12 protein-coding genes, 6 tRNA genes and 2 other RNA genes (1 of these 20 only partly in view) are annotated in these 15,178 nt (G+C 55.5%); 8 read left to right on the top strand and 12 right to left on the bottom strand.

The features are described 5' to 3' along the window. The 6 genes from GRH90_RS24680 to GRH90_RS24655 all read right to left on the bottom strand — a co-directional run. Positions 1-64, bottom strand: a non-coding RNA gene (locus GRH90_RS24680) — RtT sRNA; it reaches 147 nt to the left of the window's first position. A 43-nt stretch (positions 65-107) separates the two neighbouring features. Further along, positions 108-234: non-coding RNA, RtT sRNA (locus GRH90_RS24675), on the bottom strand. A 43-nt stretch (positions 235-277) separates the two neighbouring features. Then, positions 278-353 (bottom strand) — tRNA-Lys (locus GRH90_RS24670). 17 nt (positions 354-370) lie between these two features. Continuing rightward, positions 371-446 (bottom strand) — tRNA-Val (locus tag GRH90_RS24665). A gap of 41 nt (positions 447-487) precedes the next feature. Beyond that, positions 488-563 (bottom strand) — tRNA-Val (locus GRH90_RS24660). A gap of 57 nt (positions 564-620) precedes the next feature. Next, positions 621-696: transfer RNA gene (locus tag GRH90_RS24655), tRNA-Val, on the bottom strand. Between the two features lie 248 nt (positions 697-944). Here GRH90_RS24655 and gltX point away from each other — a divergent pair. The 3 genes from gltX to GRH90_RS24640 all read left to right on the top strand — a co-directional run bounded on the left by gltX (position 945) and on the right by GRH90_RS24640 (position 2,697). Continuing rightward, on the top strand, positions 945-2,354 hold the full coding sequence (gene gltX / locus GRH90_RS24650; protein ID WP_162368632.1) for a glutamate--tRNA ligase: 1,410 nt from the start codon (positions 945-947) through the stop codon (positions 2,352-2,354). Positions 2,355-2,481: 127 nt separating this feature from the next. Continuing rightward, a tRNA-Ala gene (locus GRH90_RS24645) sits at positions 2,482-2,557 on the top strand. Positions 2,558-2,621: 64 nt separating this feature from the next. Then, a tRNA-Ala gene (locus GRH90_RS24640) sits at positions 2,622-2,697 on the top strand. Positions 2,698-2,891: 194 nt separating this feature from the next. Here the strand turns inward: GRH90_RS24640 and GRH90_RS24635 are convergent. Continuing rightward, a complete protein-coding gene (locus GRH90_RS24635) occupies positions 2,892-4,076 on the bottom strand; it encodes a NupC/NupG family nucleoside CNT transporter (RefSeq protein ID WP_162368631.1) in 1,185 nt (394 codons plus the stop codon). Between the two features lie 382 nt (positions 4,077-4,458). On the opposite strand from GRH90_RS24635, the gene GRH90_RS24630 reads away from it, so the two are divergent. After that, positions 4,459-5,697 carry an Nramp family divalent metal transporter gene (locus GRH90_RS24630; RefSeq protein ID WP_162368630.1) on the top strand — a complete coding sequence of 413 codons (1,239 nt, stop codon included), beginning with the start codon at positions 4,459-4,461 and terminating at the stop codon, positions 5,695-5,697. Positions 5,698-5,711: 14 nt separating this feature from the next. On the opposite strand, the gene mgrA is transcribed toward GRH90_RS24630, so the two are convergent. Further along, complete coding sequence (gene mgrA, locus GRH90_RS24625; RefSeq protein ID WP_162368629.1) at positions 5,712-6,701, bottom strand: L-glyceraldehyde 3-phosphate reductase; 990 nt, start codon at positions 6,699-6,701, stop codon at positions 5,712-5,714. Between the two features lie 183 nt (positions 6,702-6,884). Here mgrA and GRH90_RS24620 point away from each other — a divergent pair, with 183 nt between their 5' ends. Further along, positions 6,885-7,577 (top strand): aspartate/glutamate racemase family protein, encoded by a 693-nt coding sequence (locus GRH90_RS24620; RefSeq protein WP_162368628.1) that lies wholly within the window; start codon positions 6,885-6,887, stop codon positions 7,575-7,577. A gap of 136 nt (positions 7,578-7,713) precedes the next feature. Beyond that, positions 7,714-8,691, top strand: coding sequence for a glucokinase (gene glk, locus GRH90_RS24615; protein WP_162368627.1), 978 nt, complete (start codon positions 7,714-7,716; stop codon positions 8,689-8,691). 33 nt (positions 8,692-8,724) lie between these two features. Here glk and GRH90_RS24610 read toward each other — a convergent pair whose 3' ends face one another. Both GRH90_RS24610 and GRH90_RS24605 read right to left on the bottom strand, forming a co-directional pair. After that, positions 8,725-9,459, bottom strand: a complete 735-nt coding sequence (locus GRH90_RS24610) for a LytR/AlgR family response regulator transcription factor (RefSeq protein ID WP_162368626.1) — start codon at positions 9,457-9,459, stop codon at positions 8,725-8,727. Between the two features lie 34 nt (positions 9,460-9,493). Then, positions 9,494-11,164, bottom strand: coding sequence for a LytS/YhcK type 5TM receptor domain-containing protein (locus GRH90_RS24605; protein WP_376766102.1), 1,671 nt, complete (start codon positions 11,162-11,164; stop codon positions 9,494-9,496). Between the two features lie 468 nt (positions 11,165-11,632). Here GRH90_RS24605 and alaC point away from each other — a divergent pair, with 468 nt between their 5' ends. Together alaC and iraP are read left to right on the top strand one after the other, a co-directional pair. Next, positions 11,633-12,865: an alanine transaminase gene (alaC, locus tag GRH90_RS24600; RefSeq protein ID WP_162368625.1), complete on the top strand. Its 1,233-nt coding sequence runs from the start codon at positions 11,633-11,635 to the stop codon at positions 12,863-12,865. A gap of 340 nt (positions 12,866-13,205) precedes the next feature. Continuing rightward, positions 13,206-13,511, top strand: a complete 306-nt coding sequence (gene iraP / locus GRH90_RS24595) for an anti-adapter protein IraP (protein ID WP_162368624.1) — start codon at positions 13,206-13,208, stop codon at positions 13,509-13,511. 523 nt (positions 13,512-14,034) lie between these two features. Here iraP and GRH90_RS24590 read toward each other — a convergent pair. Together GRH90_RS24590 and GRH90_RS24585 are read right to left on the bottom strand one after the other, a co-directional pair. Next, entirely contained in the window at positions 14,035-14,229 is a 195-nt protein-coding gene (locus GRH90_RS24590) for a hypothetical protein (RefSeq protein ID WP_162368623.1), read from the bottom strand. Positions 14,230-14,354: 125 nt separating this feature from the next. Beyond that, positions 14,355-14,942 carry an MT-A70 family methyltransferase gene (locus tag GRH90_RS24585; RefSeq protein WP_162368622.1) on the bottom strand — a complete coding sequence of 196 codons (588 nt, stop codon included), beginning with the start codon at positions 14,940-14,942 and terminating at the stop codon, positions 14,355-14,357. Between the last annotated feature and the right edge of the window lie 236 nt (positions 14,943-15,178).

Here is a 15,178-nt window from a genome sequence, read left to right as displayed (position 1 = left end):
ACGCTGTCTCGCTGCGCTCGACTCGAACCTGCGCAGGTTCAAATCCGCACGACGCGTGCAATATGCCGGCTCGATGTGTAATTTTAGAGGGAGGCCGTATTTGAAAGTGGTGGGTCGTGCAGGATGACTCGGCCTGTGGCCTCGCCCTTCGGGTCGTTGCCGTTCCGGCAACGCTGTCTCGCTGCGCTCGACTCGAACCTGCGCAGGTTCAAATCCGCACGACGCGTGCAATATGCCGGCTCGATGTGTAATTTTAGAGGGAGGCCGTATTTGAAAGTGGTGGGTCGTGCAGGATTCGAACCTGCGACCAATTGATTAAAAGTCAACTGCTCTACCAACTGAGCTAACGACCCACTTAAAAGATCAGAAATGGTGGGTGATGACGGGATCGAACCGCCGACCCTCTCCTTGTAAGGGAGATGCTCTCCCAGCTGAGCTAATCACCCATTTCTGAAAACGAACGTCAAAACAATACTGACTCAAGAAGTGGTGGGTGATGACGGGATCGAACCGCCGACCCTCTCCTTGTAAGGGAGATGCTCTCCCAGCTGAGCTAATCACCCACTTCTTACAGCGTATTACTTCTATTTCTCACAGCGGACCCACTTTAACCAAAAAAGTGGTGGGTGATGACGGGATCGAACCGCCGACCCTCTCCTTGTAAGGGAGATGCTCTCCCAGCTGAGCTAATCACCCCGCCGTGTGGAGTCGCATTATAGGGATACTGCTAAGTGAGTCAACGATTTTTCAAAGTAAAAAGTGTGTTAGACGTAAAATTAGTCAAGATGAACGGGTTTGCGCCATTATTAGCCGCAAAAAGAGCAGCAAAAGTGGAACAGCGTTGAGGAATCGGGCTGGAGTGGTAGAATATTGTCCACTTTTTATGATCGGCCGGGAGCGGTGCTCCCGACTGTCAGCCATGCGTGATTAAGGCAATGTTCCTGATGAAAATTAAAACCCGTTTTGCGCCCAGCCCCACCGGCTATCTCCATGTCGGCGGCGCCCGTACCGCTTTATATTCGTGGCTGTTTGCCCGTAGCCAGGGCGGGGAATTCGTGCTGCGTATCGAGGATACCGACCTGGAGCGCTCAACCCAGGAAGCCATCAATGCCATTATGGACGGGATGAACTGGCTTAACCTGGATTGGGACGAGGGTCCCTATTACCAGACCAAACGTTTCGATCGTTATAACGCGGTGATCGACGACATGCTGGCGCAGGGCACCGCCTATCAATGCTACTGCTCCCGGGAGCGTCTGGAAGCCCTGCGCGAGCGGCAGATGGCCGACGGCGAGAAACCGCGCTACGACGGCCGCTGCCGCCATGACCATGAACAGCATGACGCCGGCGAGCCCTGCGTGGTGCGTTTTGCCAATCCCCAGGACGGTTCGGTAATTTTTGACGATAACATCCGCGGCCCGATTGAATTCAGCAACCAGGAGCTGGACGACCTGATTATCCGCCGCACCGACGGTTCGCCCACCTATAACTTCTGCGTGGTGATTGATGACTGGGATATGGAAATTACCCACGTGATCCGCGGCGAGGACCATATCAACAACACGCCGCGGCAGATCAATATCCTCAAGGCGCTGGGCGCGCCGGTGCCGGAGTATGCCCACGTATCGATGATCCTGGGCGACGACGGCAAGAAGCTGTCCAAACGCCATGGCGCGGTGGGGGTGATGCAGTACCGCGACGACGGTTTCCTGCCCGAGGCGCTGCTGAATTACCTGGTGCGCCTGGGCTGGTCCCATGGCGATCAGGAAATTTTCTCCATTGAGGAAATGAAGCGGCTGTTTACCCTGGACGACATCAGCAAATCGGCCAGTGCGTTCAATACCGAAAAGCTGCTGTGGCTCAATCACCACTACATTAATCATCTGCCGGCGGAATATGTCGCCACTCACCTGCTGTGGCATATGGAACAGGCCGGCATTGACACCCGCAACGGGCCGCAACTGGTAGAACTGGTGAAATTACTCGGCGACCGCTGCAAGACCCTGAAAGAAATGGCGGCCTCCTGCCACTATTTTTACCAGGATTTCGATCGGTTCGACGCCGACGCGGCAAAAAAACACCTGCGCCTGGTGGCCCGCGAGCCTTTGGTGCTGGCGCGCGCCAAACTGGCGGCACTGGCGCAGTGGACGCCGGAGCTGGTGCATAACGCCATCGAGGAGACGGCGGCGGAGCTTAACGTGGGCATGGGCAAGGTAGGGATGCCGCTGCGCGTGGCGGTCACCGGCGCCGGCCAGTCGCCGGCGCTGGATGTCACCGTTCATGCCGTCGGTCAGTCACGCTCTTTGGCCCGTATCGATAAAGCGCTGGAGTATATTGCCCAACGGGCCGGATAAACCCGTTCGTTATCGAGGATTTGACGGCTTTTTCAGCGTTTGATGCGTTTAATTGAATTAGCCGTTGACACTGTTTGCCGGGTTTCATATCATGCGCCCCGTCCACCAGACATGATGTGTCGGGAATGGGGCTATAGCTCAGCTGGGAGAGCGCTTGCATGGCATGCAAGAGGTCAGCGGTTCGATCCCGCTTAGCTCCACCAATCACTTAATTGGCCTGATATGAAGATGTGTCCTTAAGGTGGTCGTTGTACCCAGGAAATACGAGGGGCTATAGCTCAGCTGGGAGAGCGCTTGCATGGCATGCAAGAGGTCAGCGGTTCGATCCCGCTTAGCTCCACCAAATTAAAAAAAACCGGCTCCGGCCGGTTTTTTTATATCGATAATTCCGGTCCTGAGGGTGTCCAGCGCGTGATACGCCGTTCTTTTCCCCCTTGCCGCCTTGCGCCATCCCGCGCTAAATCATGAAAAAGGGCCGGGTTGCCCCGGCCCCGACCGGCCCGCGGGCCGGCGATGATGACGATTTTATAGCCGGGTTTAGATAACCAGGCCGGCGATGGCGGCGGACAGGATGCTGACCAGCGTCGAGCCGTAGACCAGCTTCAGGCCGAAACGGGATACCACGTTGCCCTGGCGTTCATCCAGTCCTTTAATCGCGCCGGCAACGATGCCGATAGATGAAAAGTTGGCAAACGACACCAGGAACACCGACAGGATGCCGACGGAATGCGCGGACAGTTGGCCGGCGACCTTTTGCAAATCCATCATGGCGACAAACTCATTGGATACCAGCTTGGTGGCCATGATGCTGCCGACCCGCAGCGCCTCGTCGCCCTGTATGCCTATTACGCGGGCAAAGGGATAGAAAATATAGCCCAGTATGCCCTGGAAACTGATGCCGAATACCAGGCTGAACAAAGCGTTTATCGCGGCGATGATGGCGATGAAGCCAATCAACATGGCCGCCACGATAATGGCGACCCGAAAGCCCGCCAGGATATATTCGCCGAGCATTTCAAAAAAGCTTTGTCCTTCGTGCAGATTGCTCATCTGCAGCTCTTCTTCCTTGCCGACCTGGTAGGGATTGATCAATGACAGCACGATAAAGGTACTGAACATATTCAATACCAGCGCGGCCACCACATACCGTGGCTCGAGCATGGTCATATAGGCGCCGACAATGGACATCGATACCGTCGACATGGCCGTGGCGGCCATGGTGTACATCCGGCGCTCGGACATTTTGCCCAGGATATCCTTATAGGCGATAAAGTTTTCCGATTGGCCGAGGATCAGCGAACTGACGGCGTTAAACGACTCCAGCTTGCCCATGCCGTTAACTTTCGACAGCAGGGTACCGATAACGCGGATAATAAAAGGAAGTACCCGGATATGCTGCAAAATACCTATCAGGGCCGAGATAAATACAATTGGGCATAATACATTCAAGAAAAAGAACGCCAGCCCCTGCTTATTCATATTACCAAAAACAAACCCTGTCCCTTCAGCGGCAAAACCCAATAACTTATCAAATAGCGCTGAGAATCCCTGTACAAAACCCAATCCAATCTGCGAGTTGAGGAAAAAGTAGGCAAGCAGGACTTCAATGACCAACAATTGAACAATAAAGCGCAGCCTAATCTTTTTACGATCGTGGCTGACCAGTAACGCCAGGATTGCCACTACGGCAAGCGCGAGGACAAAATGAAAAATCCGGGACATAGATGCTCCAGTAATGAGGCAGGCAATAATTCGCGCTCATTCTATGTAACGGCTGAACTAAAAACGAGTTATAAGTTGCAAATATATAAAAATCCTCTATTAGACGAGGTGGATAACGTACCGATCACAGATAAACCGCGAAAAAAGTTAATTTCATATCCAATTATGTTAATAGTGTGCTAATGTAATTTAGTAACCCATTACCGTTTCTAGCCGGTTCAATTAGGGATGAAACTGTCATTAGGCTGGGTTTTGCCCCCCTCTATGCTCATCATCATCGCCATCTATCGCAGAGATAAGTCGAAACGTCCTAAATGCGCTTGATAATTATTATCGTTTGGATAGGATGAAGCTAACACGATGGATCATAAGGGTCACTGATATGCTGAACAGCCGAACCGCGGAAGGCGTCAGTCGCGCATCACGAAAGGTAAAGCTCTCATTGCTTGGCCCGGCGTTCATCGCCGCAATCGGTTATATCGACCCCGGTAATTTCGCCACCAATATTCAGGCGGGCGCCAGCTTCGGTTACCAACTGCTCTGGGTGGTGGTTTGGGCTAACTTCATGGCGATGTTAATCCAGCTGCTATCGGCAAAACTGGGTATCGCCACCGGCAAAAACCTGGCGGAACATATCCGCGATCGTTTTCCGCGCCCGGCGGTATGGGCCTATTGGATTCAGGCTGAAATCATTGCCATGGCTACCGATCTGGCGGAATTTATCGGCGCCGCCATCGGTTTTAAAATGCTGCTGGGCTGCTCGCTGCTGCAAGGGGCAATCATTACCGGCATCGCCACTTTCCTTATCCTTATGCTGCAACAGCGGGGCCAAAAACCGCTGGAACTGGTCATCGGCGGCCTGCTGGTGTTTGTCGCCGGCGCTTATATCGCCGAACTGTTTTTTTCGCAACCGAACATGGCGGAGCTGGGCAAAGGCATGCTGCTGCCCAGCCTGCCGAACGGCGAGGCGGTATTCCTCGCCGCCGGGGTATTGGGCGCCACCATTATGCCCCATGTTATTTATCTGCATTCTTCGTTGACGCAAAACGGGTTGCACGGCAACCGCGCCCAGCGCTACTCCTCCACCAAACTGGACGTGGCAATCGCCATGACCACCGCCGGGTTTGTAAACCTGGCGATGATGGCCACCGCGGCGGCGGCCTTTCATTTCAGCGGCCATACCGGTATTGCCGATCTGGATGAGGCGTACCTGACCCTGTCGCCCTTGTTAAACCATACGGCGGCAACGGTGTTCGGCCTTAGCCTGGTGGCGGCGGGACTCTCGTCGACCGTGGTGGGCACCATGGCCGGCCAGGTGGTGATGCAGGGATTCGTGCGCTTTCGCATACCGCTGCTGGTACGCCGGGTGGTCACGATGCTGCCTTCGTTCGTGGTTATCATGATGGGACTGGATCCGACCCGCATCCTGGTATTAAGCCAGGTGCTGCTCAGCTTCGGCATCGCGCTGGCGCTGGTGCCGCTGTTGACCTTTACCGGCAACCGGGTCCTGATGGGCGACATGGTGAACTCGCGCCTGATCCAGACCTTGGGCTGGGGCATCGTGGCGGTGGTGGTGACGCTGAATCTTTATTTGCTGGTGGGCACCGCGCTCGGCCTGTAGCGCGGTGTCCGGCGCTACGCCAGTATCGCCTCGATACGCGCCAGCTCCTGGTCGGTAAACCCGCGGTTGGCCAGCATCCCCACCGCGTCGTCTAGCTGCGCGGTTTTACTGGCGCCGATCAGCACCGAGGTCACCCGATCGCCGCGCAGCACCCAGGCCAGCGACATCTGCGCCAGTTTCTGGCCGCGTTCCAGGGCGATGTCGTTCAGGCGCCGCACTTTATCCATTTTTTGTTCGGTAAGCTGCTCCGGGGTCAGGAAACGACCCGGACCGGCCGCCCGTGAATCCCGGGGTATGCCGTTAAGATAGCGATCCGTCAGTTGGCCCCCGGCCAGCGGCGAAAAGGCAATCGATCCCACGCCGTGCTCTTCCAGGACATCCAGCAGTTCCGGTTCGACCCAGCGTTCAAACATCGAATATTTGGGCTGGTGGATCAGGCAGGGAGTGCCGAGGGCGTTTAAAATGTCCAACGCCTGCCGGGCCAGCGGGGCCGGATAATTGGACAGGCCGATATACAACGCCTTACCCTGCCGCACCAGCAGATCCAGCGCGCCCATGGTCTCCTCAAGCGGCGTGCCGGGATCCGGACGGTGATGATAAAAGATATCCACGTAATCCAGTCCCAGGCGCGCCAGGCTCTGGTCCAGGCTCGATACCAGATATTTTTTTGAACCCCAGTCACCGTACGGCCCCGGCCACATGGTATAGCCCGCCTTGGTGGAGATAATCAGCTCATCGCGGTAAGGGCGCAGATCCTCGCGCAGCTGGCGGCCGAAATTTTCCTCGGCGGACCCCGGCGGCGGCCCGTAATTATTGGCCAGGTCGAAATGGGTAATGCCGAGGTCAAATGCGCGGCGCACCATGGCGCGGCTGTTTTCCAGCAGCGTGACATCGCCGAAGTTATGCCACAGGCCCAGCGAAACCGCCGGCAGCCGGAGACCGCTGTTACCGCAGCGACGATAAAGCATTCCGTCGTAACGCGTCGGGCTGGCCAGATAAACCATAGAGGATCCTTATTATTCAATATCATCGTGGGTAACAGACTATCGCTTATGCCGGATAACATATTGCGCTCAGCATGATTTCAGCGATAAATTCAGTTAAAAATAACTCTTCTCTTACAAACATTACAAGCGCAACGGCCGACGCCGGATTCGTGCGGCCGGGCGGCAAACGAGGATCTCATATTGAAAACACTAGGGCTGCTGGGCGGCATGAGCTGGGAATCCACTTTACCCTATTACCGCCTGATTAACCAAGGCGTTAGCGCCGGCCTGGGCGGCCTGCATTCGGCAAGCTTGGTGTTGTACAGCGTCGATTTCGCCGATATCGCCCGGCTGCAGGCCGAGGGCGACTGGCAGCGGGCGGGCGACATCCTGGCGGCCAGGGCGGTAGCGCTGCAAAAAGCCGGCGCCGAGGCCATCGTGTTATGCACCAATACCATGCATAAAGTGGCGGAAACCATTGAATGGGCCTGTCCGTTGCCTTTTTTGCATATTGCCGACGCCACCGCGCGGGAAATCAACCTCCGGGGCATGCGGCGGGTCGGGTTATTGGGCACGCGTTTTACCATGCAACAGGATTTTTATCGCCGCCGCTTCGAATACCCGCACGGCATTGAGATCCTGGTGCCCACCGCTGCGGAAATGGACGAGATCCATCGCGTTATCTTCGAGGAGCTATGCCTGGGGAAAATTCGCAATGAATCCCGCCAGGCCTACCGCCGCATTATTGCCGCCCTGGAGCTCCGGGGGATCGAGGGCCTGATACTTGGCTGCACCGAAATCGGCCTGCTGATTGGCGAAGGCGACGCGACCGTGCCGCTGTTCGACACCACGGCCATCCATGCCGCCGCCGCGGTCGCCTTTGCCTTGGGTTAAAGGCAAATCCGAAAGCAGACTCAATTTATAGCATTGGCCAATATAACTGGTATTATTATTATATTAATAAACTGTTTATGTTTGCTGCCCGGTATCATTCCGACGGCAAGTGGTAGAGTGAGCGGAGCCTGAAATAATGACAAAATATGCCCTGGTCGGCGATGTTGGGGGAACCAATGCCCGGCTGGCGTTATGTGATTTGGACAACGGGGCGATTTCCCATATCCACACCTATTCTGGTAAAGATTACGCGACGCTTGAAGCGGTGATCACCCACTACCTGTCGGCACAGAAAGTCGAGGCCACCGAAGCCTGCATCGCCATTGCCTGCCCGATTACCGACGATTGGGTAGATATGACCAACAGTTCATGGGCCTTTTCCATCAAGGCGATGAAAAGCAGCCTGGGGCTATCGCGCCTTGAGGTTATCAATGATTTCACCGCCGTCTCGATGGCGGTGCCGATGCTGACTCCGGACGATGTGGCGCAGTTTGGCGGCGGCGAGGCGCAGGCCGATCGGCCGATTGCCGTTTATGGCGCCGGGACCGGCCTTGGCGTATGTCATCTGGTGCAACTGGCCGAACATTGGGTCAGCCTGCCGGGCGAGGGCGGCCATGTGGACTTCGCGCCCACCAACCAAGAAGAGACCGATATCCTGGCGGTGCTGGGCGCCGAGTTCGGCCACGTTTCCGCCGAGCGCGTGTTGTCGGGGCCCGGGCTGGTTAATTTGTATCGCAGCATCGTCACTATCGACGGCCGCGCGCCGGACCAACTGGAGCCGCATCAGGTCACGGAACAGGCCGTCGACGGCAGCAATGACGACTGCCGGCGCGCGCTGTCGCTGTTCTGCGTGCTGATGGGCCGCTTTGGCGGCAATCTGGCGCTCAATATGGGCACGTTTGGCGGCGTCTATATCGCCGGCGGCCTGGTGCCGCGTTTCCTGGAGTTTTTTCGCGCTTCCGGTTTTCGCGCGGCGTTTGAGGATAAGGGGCGCTTTGACGACTACCTGCGCGCTATCCCGGTCTACCTGATACGCCACGAACAGCCCGGCCTGCTCGGCGCCGGCGCGCATATGCGTCAGCTGATGGGCCTGAAACTCCAGGTTATCGCCTGATACCGCCGGCGCCGGTAACCCCGGCGCCGGAAGTTACAACCGCATCAACTGCCGGAAGGCCTTGACCTTGCTACGGCTCACCGGCACTTCGAACGCCAGATCGCTCAGGCGCAGCAGATAGGTATTATTAAACCAGGGCACAATCTCGCGGATCTTCGCCAGGTTGACCACATACGAGCGATGGCATCGAAAGAAAAATTCCTCCGGCAGACGGGCGCAAAACTCCGTAATGGCCATCGGCATGGTAAATTCCTCGCGCCGCGTATAGACAATCGTCACTTTTTCCTGGGCCGCCGCATAGTAGATGTTGTTGATATCGGTGACGATAATGCGCTCGTCTTTCATCAGGTTTATGGAGTGGGGATGATGCCCCGGCGCGGCGCTGCTGGCCGGCGCCGACGAGGCGGGATTATGCTGCGCCTCCAGTTTTTGCAGCATGGTCACGATGCGCGATTCCTGGTAAGGCTTGAGAATATAGTCGAAGGCCTCCAGTTCAAACGCCGCCACCGCATGCTCCTTATAGGCGGTAATAAAGATGATTTCCGGCTTGTGGCTGAATTTGCTGATGCTTTGCGCCAGTAACACTCCGTCCAGGGACGGGATATTGATATCGAGGAAAATGACGTCTACGTCATGATTCTGCAGGTAACGCAGCACATCCAATCCGTCGTCGAACGTGGCCTCTATCGTCAGGCTGCTGTGCTTATGGATCAGGAAACGTAATTCTTCCTGCGCCAGGAATTCGTCTTCGACAATGATGGCTTTCATGGCGCCTCGCGGTTAATCATATCGTCCAGGGACGTCATGCGGCCAGCTTGTGGGGTTGCGGGATGAGGTAAAACCAGATCTCGGTGCCCGGCTCCAGGCGGCGGATATGCAGCCCTTCGCCATACAGCAACAAGACCCGGTGATGCACGTTCAGCAGGCCGATTTTGCCGGCCGGCAGTTCGTTCCGTTTTACCTGCTCGATGACCTCTTCCCTGATGCCGCTGCCGGTGTCTTTTACCGCGATACGGATACGGCCGTCGGTATCTTCCCGCACCGAAATCACCACCACCCCTTTACCCCGGCAGGGCTGGATGCCATGGACAATGGCGTTCTCCACCAGCGGCTGGATCAACAGGCTGGGCAGGGGAAACGACAGCTCTTCGTCAATATCATAGATAACGCTCAGCTTGCTGCCGAAACGCGCCTGTTCGATGGCGATATAATCCTGGATTTGATAAAGCTCTTTTTTGATGTCGATCTGCGCGCCGTTCAGCTCCAGGTTGTAACGCAGATAGCGCGAAAGATTGGTAATCAACTGCCGCGCGGTATCCGGGTTAATGCGGATCGACGAGGAGATGGCGTTAAGCGCGTTAAACAGGAAATGCGGATTGATTTTACTCTGCAGGGCGCGCAGCTCGGCCTGATCGGCCATTTCCCGCAGCTGTTCGATGCGCGACACTTCAATTTGCGTCGAAATAATCTGTGACAGGCCGATGGCCATCACTTTCAGCGAATTGGTAATCTGGTGGGCATGGCAGTAATAAATTTTAAGGCTGCCGGTGACCACGCCTTTTTCCCACAGCGGGATAATGATCAGCGAGTGTATTTGCGGCGTGCGGTCCGCCTCGTCGTTGTTCTTTATGGTGATCTTGCCGCTTTGGATACTCTCCCTGGTCATATCGCTGATGATTTCATGGCCGATATTATAGAATTCCGCCCCGACGCCGACGTAGGCCAGGATATGGTGTTCGTTGGTGATAGCAACGGCGTCGGCCTTGATATCGGCGCGGATAATGTCGCAAATGGTGGTCAGGGATTCGCTGTTGATATGACGAAAGTAGGGCAGGGTCTTGTTGGCGATATCCAGCGCCAGCTTGGCCTGCCGGGCGGCGATCACCTCTTTCTCATCCTCGACCCCCTGCACCAGCAGCACGATCATGCCGATGCTCACCCCGCCGAGGATCATCGGCAGCGCAATTTTCGACACGATATCCAGCCCCAGCGACATCGGCTGCGCCCATAAAATGACCAGCAGCATGGTCAGGCATTCGCACAGCATGCCGCCCAGGATGCCGATACCCCAGCGGTGTTCTTTGATGACCTTCAGCTTGACATAGCCGGAAACAAAGCCCGCCACCACGCTGCTGATAAGGCAGGGCACCGAGGTCGGGCCGTCAATATCGATCAGGTAACGATGCACGCCGGCAATGGTTCCGGTGGCTATGCCGACCCAGGGCCCGAACAGGATACCGCCGGACATTACCGCGATAATCCGTACGTTGATCAGCGATCCTTCAACATGGATGCCGGAATAGGTACTGAAAATGGCGAACAGGGAAAAGATAGCGGTGACCGCCGTTAACTCCTGGGCGGTGTGCTGCTCTTTTTGTAATAGCTGCCGGAACTGGCGGATGCGGGTTAACAAAAACAGGCAAATCAGCATCAATGCCGCCCGTTCATAGACCGCCAGCAGCATATCGAACATCTCTTTCACAACGACGTCCCGGTAAATGGCCAACCTTTGTCCGTTACTATAAGCAATAGGCGGCTAATGTTCCAGATTTGCCGCCGCGTCCAATGGCGGGGAAGGTTTGGCCGAAGATTTTTTTATGGCCGACTCCGCAATATGGGGAAGCCTGATTAAAATTAAGGGGATTTGGTTTTGCGGCGAAAAACGCTGGGTTGGCGGCTTCCAGGTGAAATTGGGGACGATAAAGGGGAATATAACGATAAATAAATCTTCATATTTCCTCTTTTGTGCCGCGTCCGCCGCCGGGAACCGGCCGAAGTCCTGGTACCGGCAGCCATCAGCGGGCGCAATCCGCCGCGCTGCTTATGCCGCTTAGCCGGCCGGGATTGAAATCCTCGCCGTTATGGGATAGCTTCGTGGACAGGCCCCATACGGGCCGGCGTCGCTCGGATGGTCCGGGCGCTAACGTACAACGAGGAAATTATGGCCGCTTCCGGTTTGCCACGGCGTTTTACACGCATCGATCGCCTTCCCCCTTATGTATTTAATATTACCGCTGAATTAAAGATGGCCGCGCGCCGGCGCGGGGAAGATATTATTGATTTCAGCATGGGCAACCCCGATGGCCCGACCCCGCCGCATATTGTGGAAAAACTGTGCACCGTCGCCAGGCGGGAGGACACCCACGGCTACTCCACGTCACGGGGTATTCCCCGGCTGCGGCGCGCGATATCGGGCTGGTATGCCGAGCGTTATGGCGTCGAGATCGATCCCGACAGCGAGGCCATCGTTACCATCGGCTCGAAAGAGGGCCTGGCCCACCTGATGCTGGCCACGCTTGATCACGGCGACACCGTCCTGGTGCCGAATCCCAGCTATCCGATTCATATCTACGGCGCGGTCATCGCCGGCGCCCAGGTACGTTCGGTGCCGCTGGTGGAGGGCGTGGATTTTTTCCGCGAGCTGGAGCGCGCGATCCGCGAAAGCATTCCCACTCCCAAGATGATGATCCTCGGCTTCCCGTCCAACCCGACGGCGCAATGCGTCGAGCTGGATTTTTTTGAACGGGTGGTGGCGCTGGCGCGGCAGTACGGCGTGCTGGTGGTGCACGATCTGGCCTATGCCGATATTGTCTATGACGGATGGAAAGCGCCGTCGATCATGCAGGTACCGGGCGCCAAGGATATTGCGGTAGAGTTCTTCACCCTGTCCAAAAGCTATAATATGGCCGGCTGGCGCATTGGTTTTATGGTGGGCAATCCCGAGCTGGTCAATGCGCTGGCGCGCATCAAAAGTTACCATGACTACGGCACCTTTACCCCGCTGCAGGTGGCCGCCATCGCCGCGCTGGAAGGGGATCAGCAGTGCGTGCTGGATATCGTCGAGCAGTATCATCAACGACGCAACGTCCTGGTGCGCGGCCTGCACGAGGCGGGCTGGATGGTGGACACCCCGAAGGCGTCCATGTACGTCTGGGCCAAAATTCCCGAGCACTATGCCCATCTGGGGTCGCTGGAGTTTGCGAAAAAACTGCTGTCGGACGCCAAGGTCTGCGTATCGCCCGGTATCGGCTTTGGCGATTATGGCGACACCCACGTGCGTTTTGCGCTGATTGAAAACCAGGATCGCATCCGCCAGGCGGTGCGCGGCATCAAGGCCATGTTCCGCGCCGACGGCGTATTAAAGCCCGCCGGCGCCAGGGTAATTACCGATTGATTCCGCCCAACGGCCCGGAGGATGGCGGCGCGTCATGTTCCGGGCCGGTGATAGGGTGGTTTTCCTGCGCGATAACGACGTTTTGCTCCCTTTTTTGCCGGAATGGACTGAGTAATCCTGAATTTATTAATTAATGGTTCTAATGTGTTTGCCGCAGGCGGCGTCAAGCGCCAGCAGAGCCAACGCTCCTGGAGCCGGCTTGGTTAACAAGACCGGGGATGCGCCGGGACAATACTTACAGTTCAGGAGATGTTATCCTAACCATAATAAGAGTAATATATACAAGCTATGTTTATACCGTGGCAGCTACGGCGCTGCGCTTTTTTCCGAGTGGGAAATTATGAGAAACCTTGTCATTGATATACTGAAAAAACTGGCCAAAGCGGATGCGGCGGCGAAAGAGCTGACCGCCCAGGTGGAGGCCCAATCCCTTCTCCTGGCCGCCCTGGTGCTTACGGTCGGTCAGGGCAGCTCATCGGTCATGGCAACCAACATTGAAAAAGCCATTTTATCGGCTTCCAGCGCCAGCGAGGAAATTCTGCAATCCGATGTGGATTTATTGCTGGCGCATTTTGTCCGTTTGATTTCAGTCTCGCAGTATGTCGAAGTCAACGGCGAAGAGGCGAAGGTTAACGCCGGCGAATAATGCCGACGTGGCAACCAGGATGGCCCGCCATGCCCTGAAGGTGCTTGGTTTTGCTAATATCAGAAACGCCGGTGCGCTCATTTAGTAACTGTTCTGCTCCCGGCGCCGGTTAGGGCTTGCTCTGTCCGGTGACCTGAAGACGATAAGCAATTTATTGTTTTATTTTAGCTCGTGGCGGCTGGATCGGAAAGAGTATCCTGGGCAACAAGATAATAACCGCAGGCAGGCTTGTTGAACCTTGAAGCACTAATAGCTACTTTGATTATTTTATTATAAATAATTAGTTATGAAATTATTCACCCGTATCAACCTGATCCCGCATTTGATCTTCTGTCGGCGCCGCATCCGCATGCAATAAAACTTTTTTAAGTTGAATTTAATCTGGCTCCATCAGGATTTTCAGCACGAAGACAAGACAGCCCATGGAAAAGGCGCCTGAATGTACCGCCAACCCGTTTTAGTCCCTAACATGATTGCCAGGGATTGTTGTGGATTCAATGTTAATTGTTTGGAGTTGGCCAATTTATCTATTACTGCCGACGTGTGGTTCAGCGTTGTGAGGCGCCGGCTTTTTGACGTGATGTTTCACCACGCGGTGGTGACGATGCGTTTTATGCGTTTTTTCGGGGTGGTGGTCATCACCGGCATGGGCATACGACAGTGAGGCAAACGGCAGGGATAGTGCTAATGTAATTATCGCAATAATTAACTTCTTCATGATAGTGCCTTTTTTCAAAATTATTTTCATAATCCAAGTTTACGTCTCATCATGCCGGGCGCGCGTCTACCTGATTATCTTAGCTGAAATAGGGACAACCGATGGTTTATATTTATCCGCAACCTTTAGTTGCCGGCTACCCGCTCCTTTCCTGTAATGCCACCTGGCCAAAGTTCTATGCTGTTATCGCACTCGTTTCCCCAGCTTGCCCAGCCTTCGGCACGATCTCTGGCGAACAGTTCAACGCGCGCTACATCGCCGAGCAACCTTTCCAGCATCTGGCGCGCAATCGGGGGTTTTGCGCTATGGTCCATGCGCGATGCGGTGAAATGCTGGCATATTGACGCGTCCATACGCTTTGGCAGGCGCCCGCGAACGGCAAAAAGGCAATCCTCGCTGTTGGCTCTGGTCAGATGGCCCATGCCGATAGCTGAATTACCTTTATGCTTGTTCGTTTTATGCCAGGTAAGGCCTTTCATCGTCATCAGCCTGAATCCCCAGGCATCCATGACTTTCAGGGCTTCCGTCGGCATGCTAGGCACCCACCACATCGCCAGTAGACAGGCTGCGGGATCGGCTATATCCCACACGGGTAGACGGCACAGATCCTGAATCGTCATCGTCGGGTATTTGTATGCGACGCCCCGGTTTCCATCCGCGGCTTTGTCACGGTAAGTCCAGGGCGGGTCGGCCAGAATCAGTTTGTATTTCATTGTTATTTTCCATTTAGGCCATCAGTCCGAATTGATTCCAACTCTGTTTCTGAGCCCTCACACCAAACATAGACAACATTTGGCCTGTCGTCATGTTTAAGGCCCTCGCCGAATCGCGCGGGGCTTGACATGTGTGGATGGGAATCAACAAAAACGCTGCGGTAATTACATATATTCAGTTGGTTACGCTTATCTCCCCCGGGGTCTCCTCACACAGCGTCAAGATCGTCATAACC

This window comes from Acerihabitans arboris (assembly GCF_010131535.1).
Classification (GTDB): Bacteria; Pseudomonadota; Gammaproteobacteria; order Enterobacterales; family Enterobacteriaceae; genus Acerihabitans; species Acerihabitans arboris.
The sequence above is the reverse complement of the archived record's forward strand: the minus strand, read 5'-3'. Positions and strand labels throughout refer to the sequence as shown.

Bases quoted from the DNA above. Each gene is read 5' to 3' on its own strand.
- GRH90_RS24610 (WP_162368626.1), bottom strand. From the start codon at position 9,459: ATGAAAGCCATCATTGTCGAAGACGAATTCCTGGCGCAGGAAGAATTA.
- gltX (WP_162368632.1), top strand. From the start codon at position 945: ATGAAAATTAAAACCCGTTTTGCGCCCAGCCCCACCGGCTATCTCCAT.
- GRH90_RS24585 (WP_162368622.1), bottom strand. From the start codon at position 14,942: ATGAAATACAAACTGATTCTGGCCGACCCGCCCTGGACTTACCGTGAC.
- iraP (WP_162368624.1), top strand. From the start codon at position 13,206: ATGAGAAACCTTGTCATTGATATACTGAAAAAACTGGCCAAAGCGGAT.
- GRH90_RS24590 (WP_162368623.1), bottom strand. From the start codon at position 14,229: ATGAAGAAGTTAATTATTGCGATAATTACATTAGCACTATCCCTGCCG.
- GRH90_RS24630 (WP_162368630.1), top strand. From the start codon at position 4,459: ATGCTGAACAGCCGAACCGCGGAAGGCGTCAGTCGCGCATCACGAAAG.
- mgrA (WP_162368629.1), bottom strand. From the start codon at position 6,701: ATGGTTTATCTGGCCAGCCCGACGCGTTACGACGGAATGCTTTATCGT.
- alaC (WP_162368625.1), top strand. From the start codon at position 11,633: ATGGCCGCTTCCGGTTTGCCACGGCGTTTTACACGCATCGATCGCCTT.
- GRH90_RS24635 (WP_162368631.1), bottom strand. From the start codon at position 4,076: ATGTCCCGGATTTTTCATTTTGTCCTCGCGCTTGCCGTAGTGGCAATC.
- glk (WP_162368627.1), top strand. From the start codon at position 7,714: ATGACAAAATATGCCCTGGTCGGCGATGTTGGGGGAACCAATGCCCGG.
- GRH90_RS24605 (WP_376766102.1), bottom strand. From the start codon at position 11,164: ATGTTCGATATGCTGCTGGCGGTCTATGAACGGGCGGCATTGATGCTG.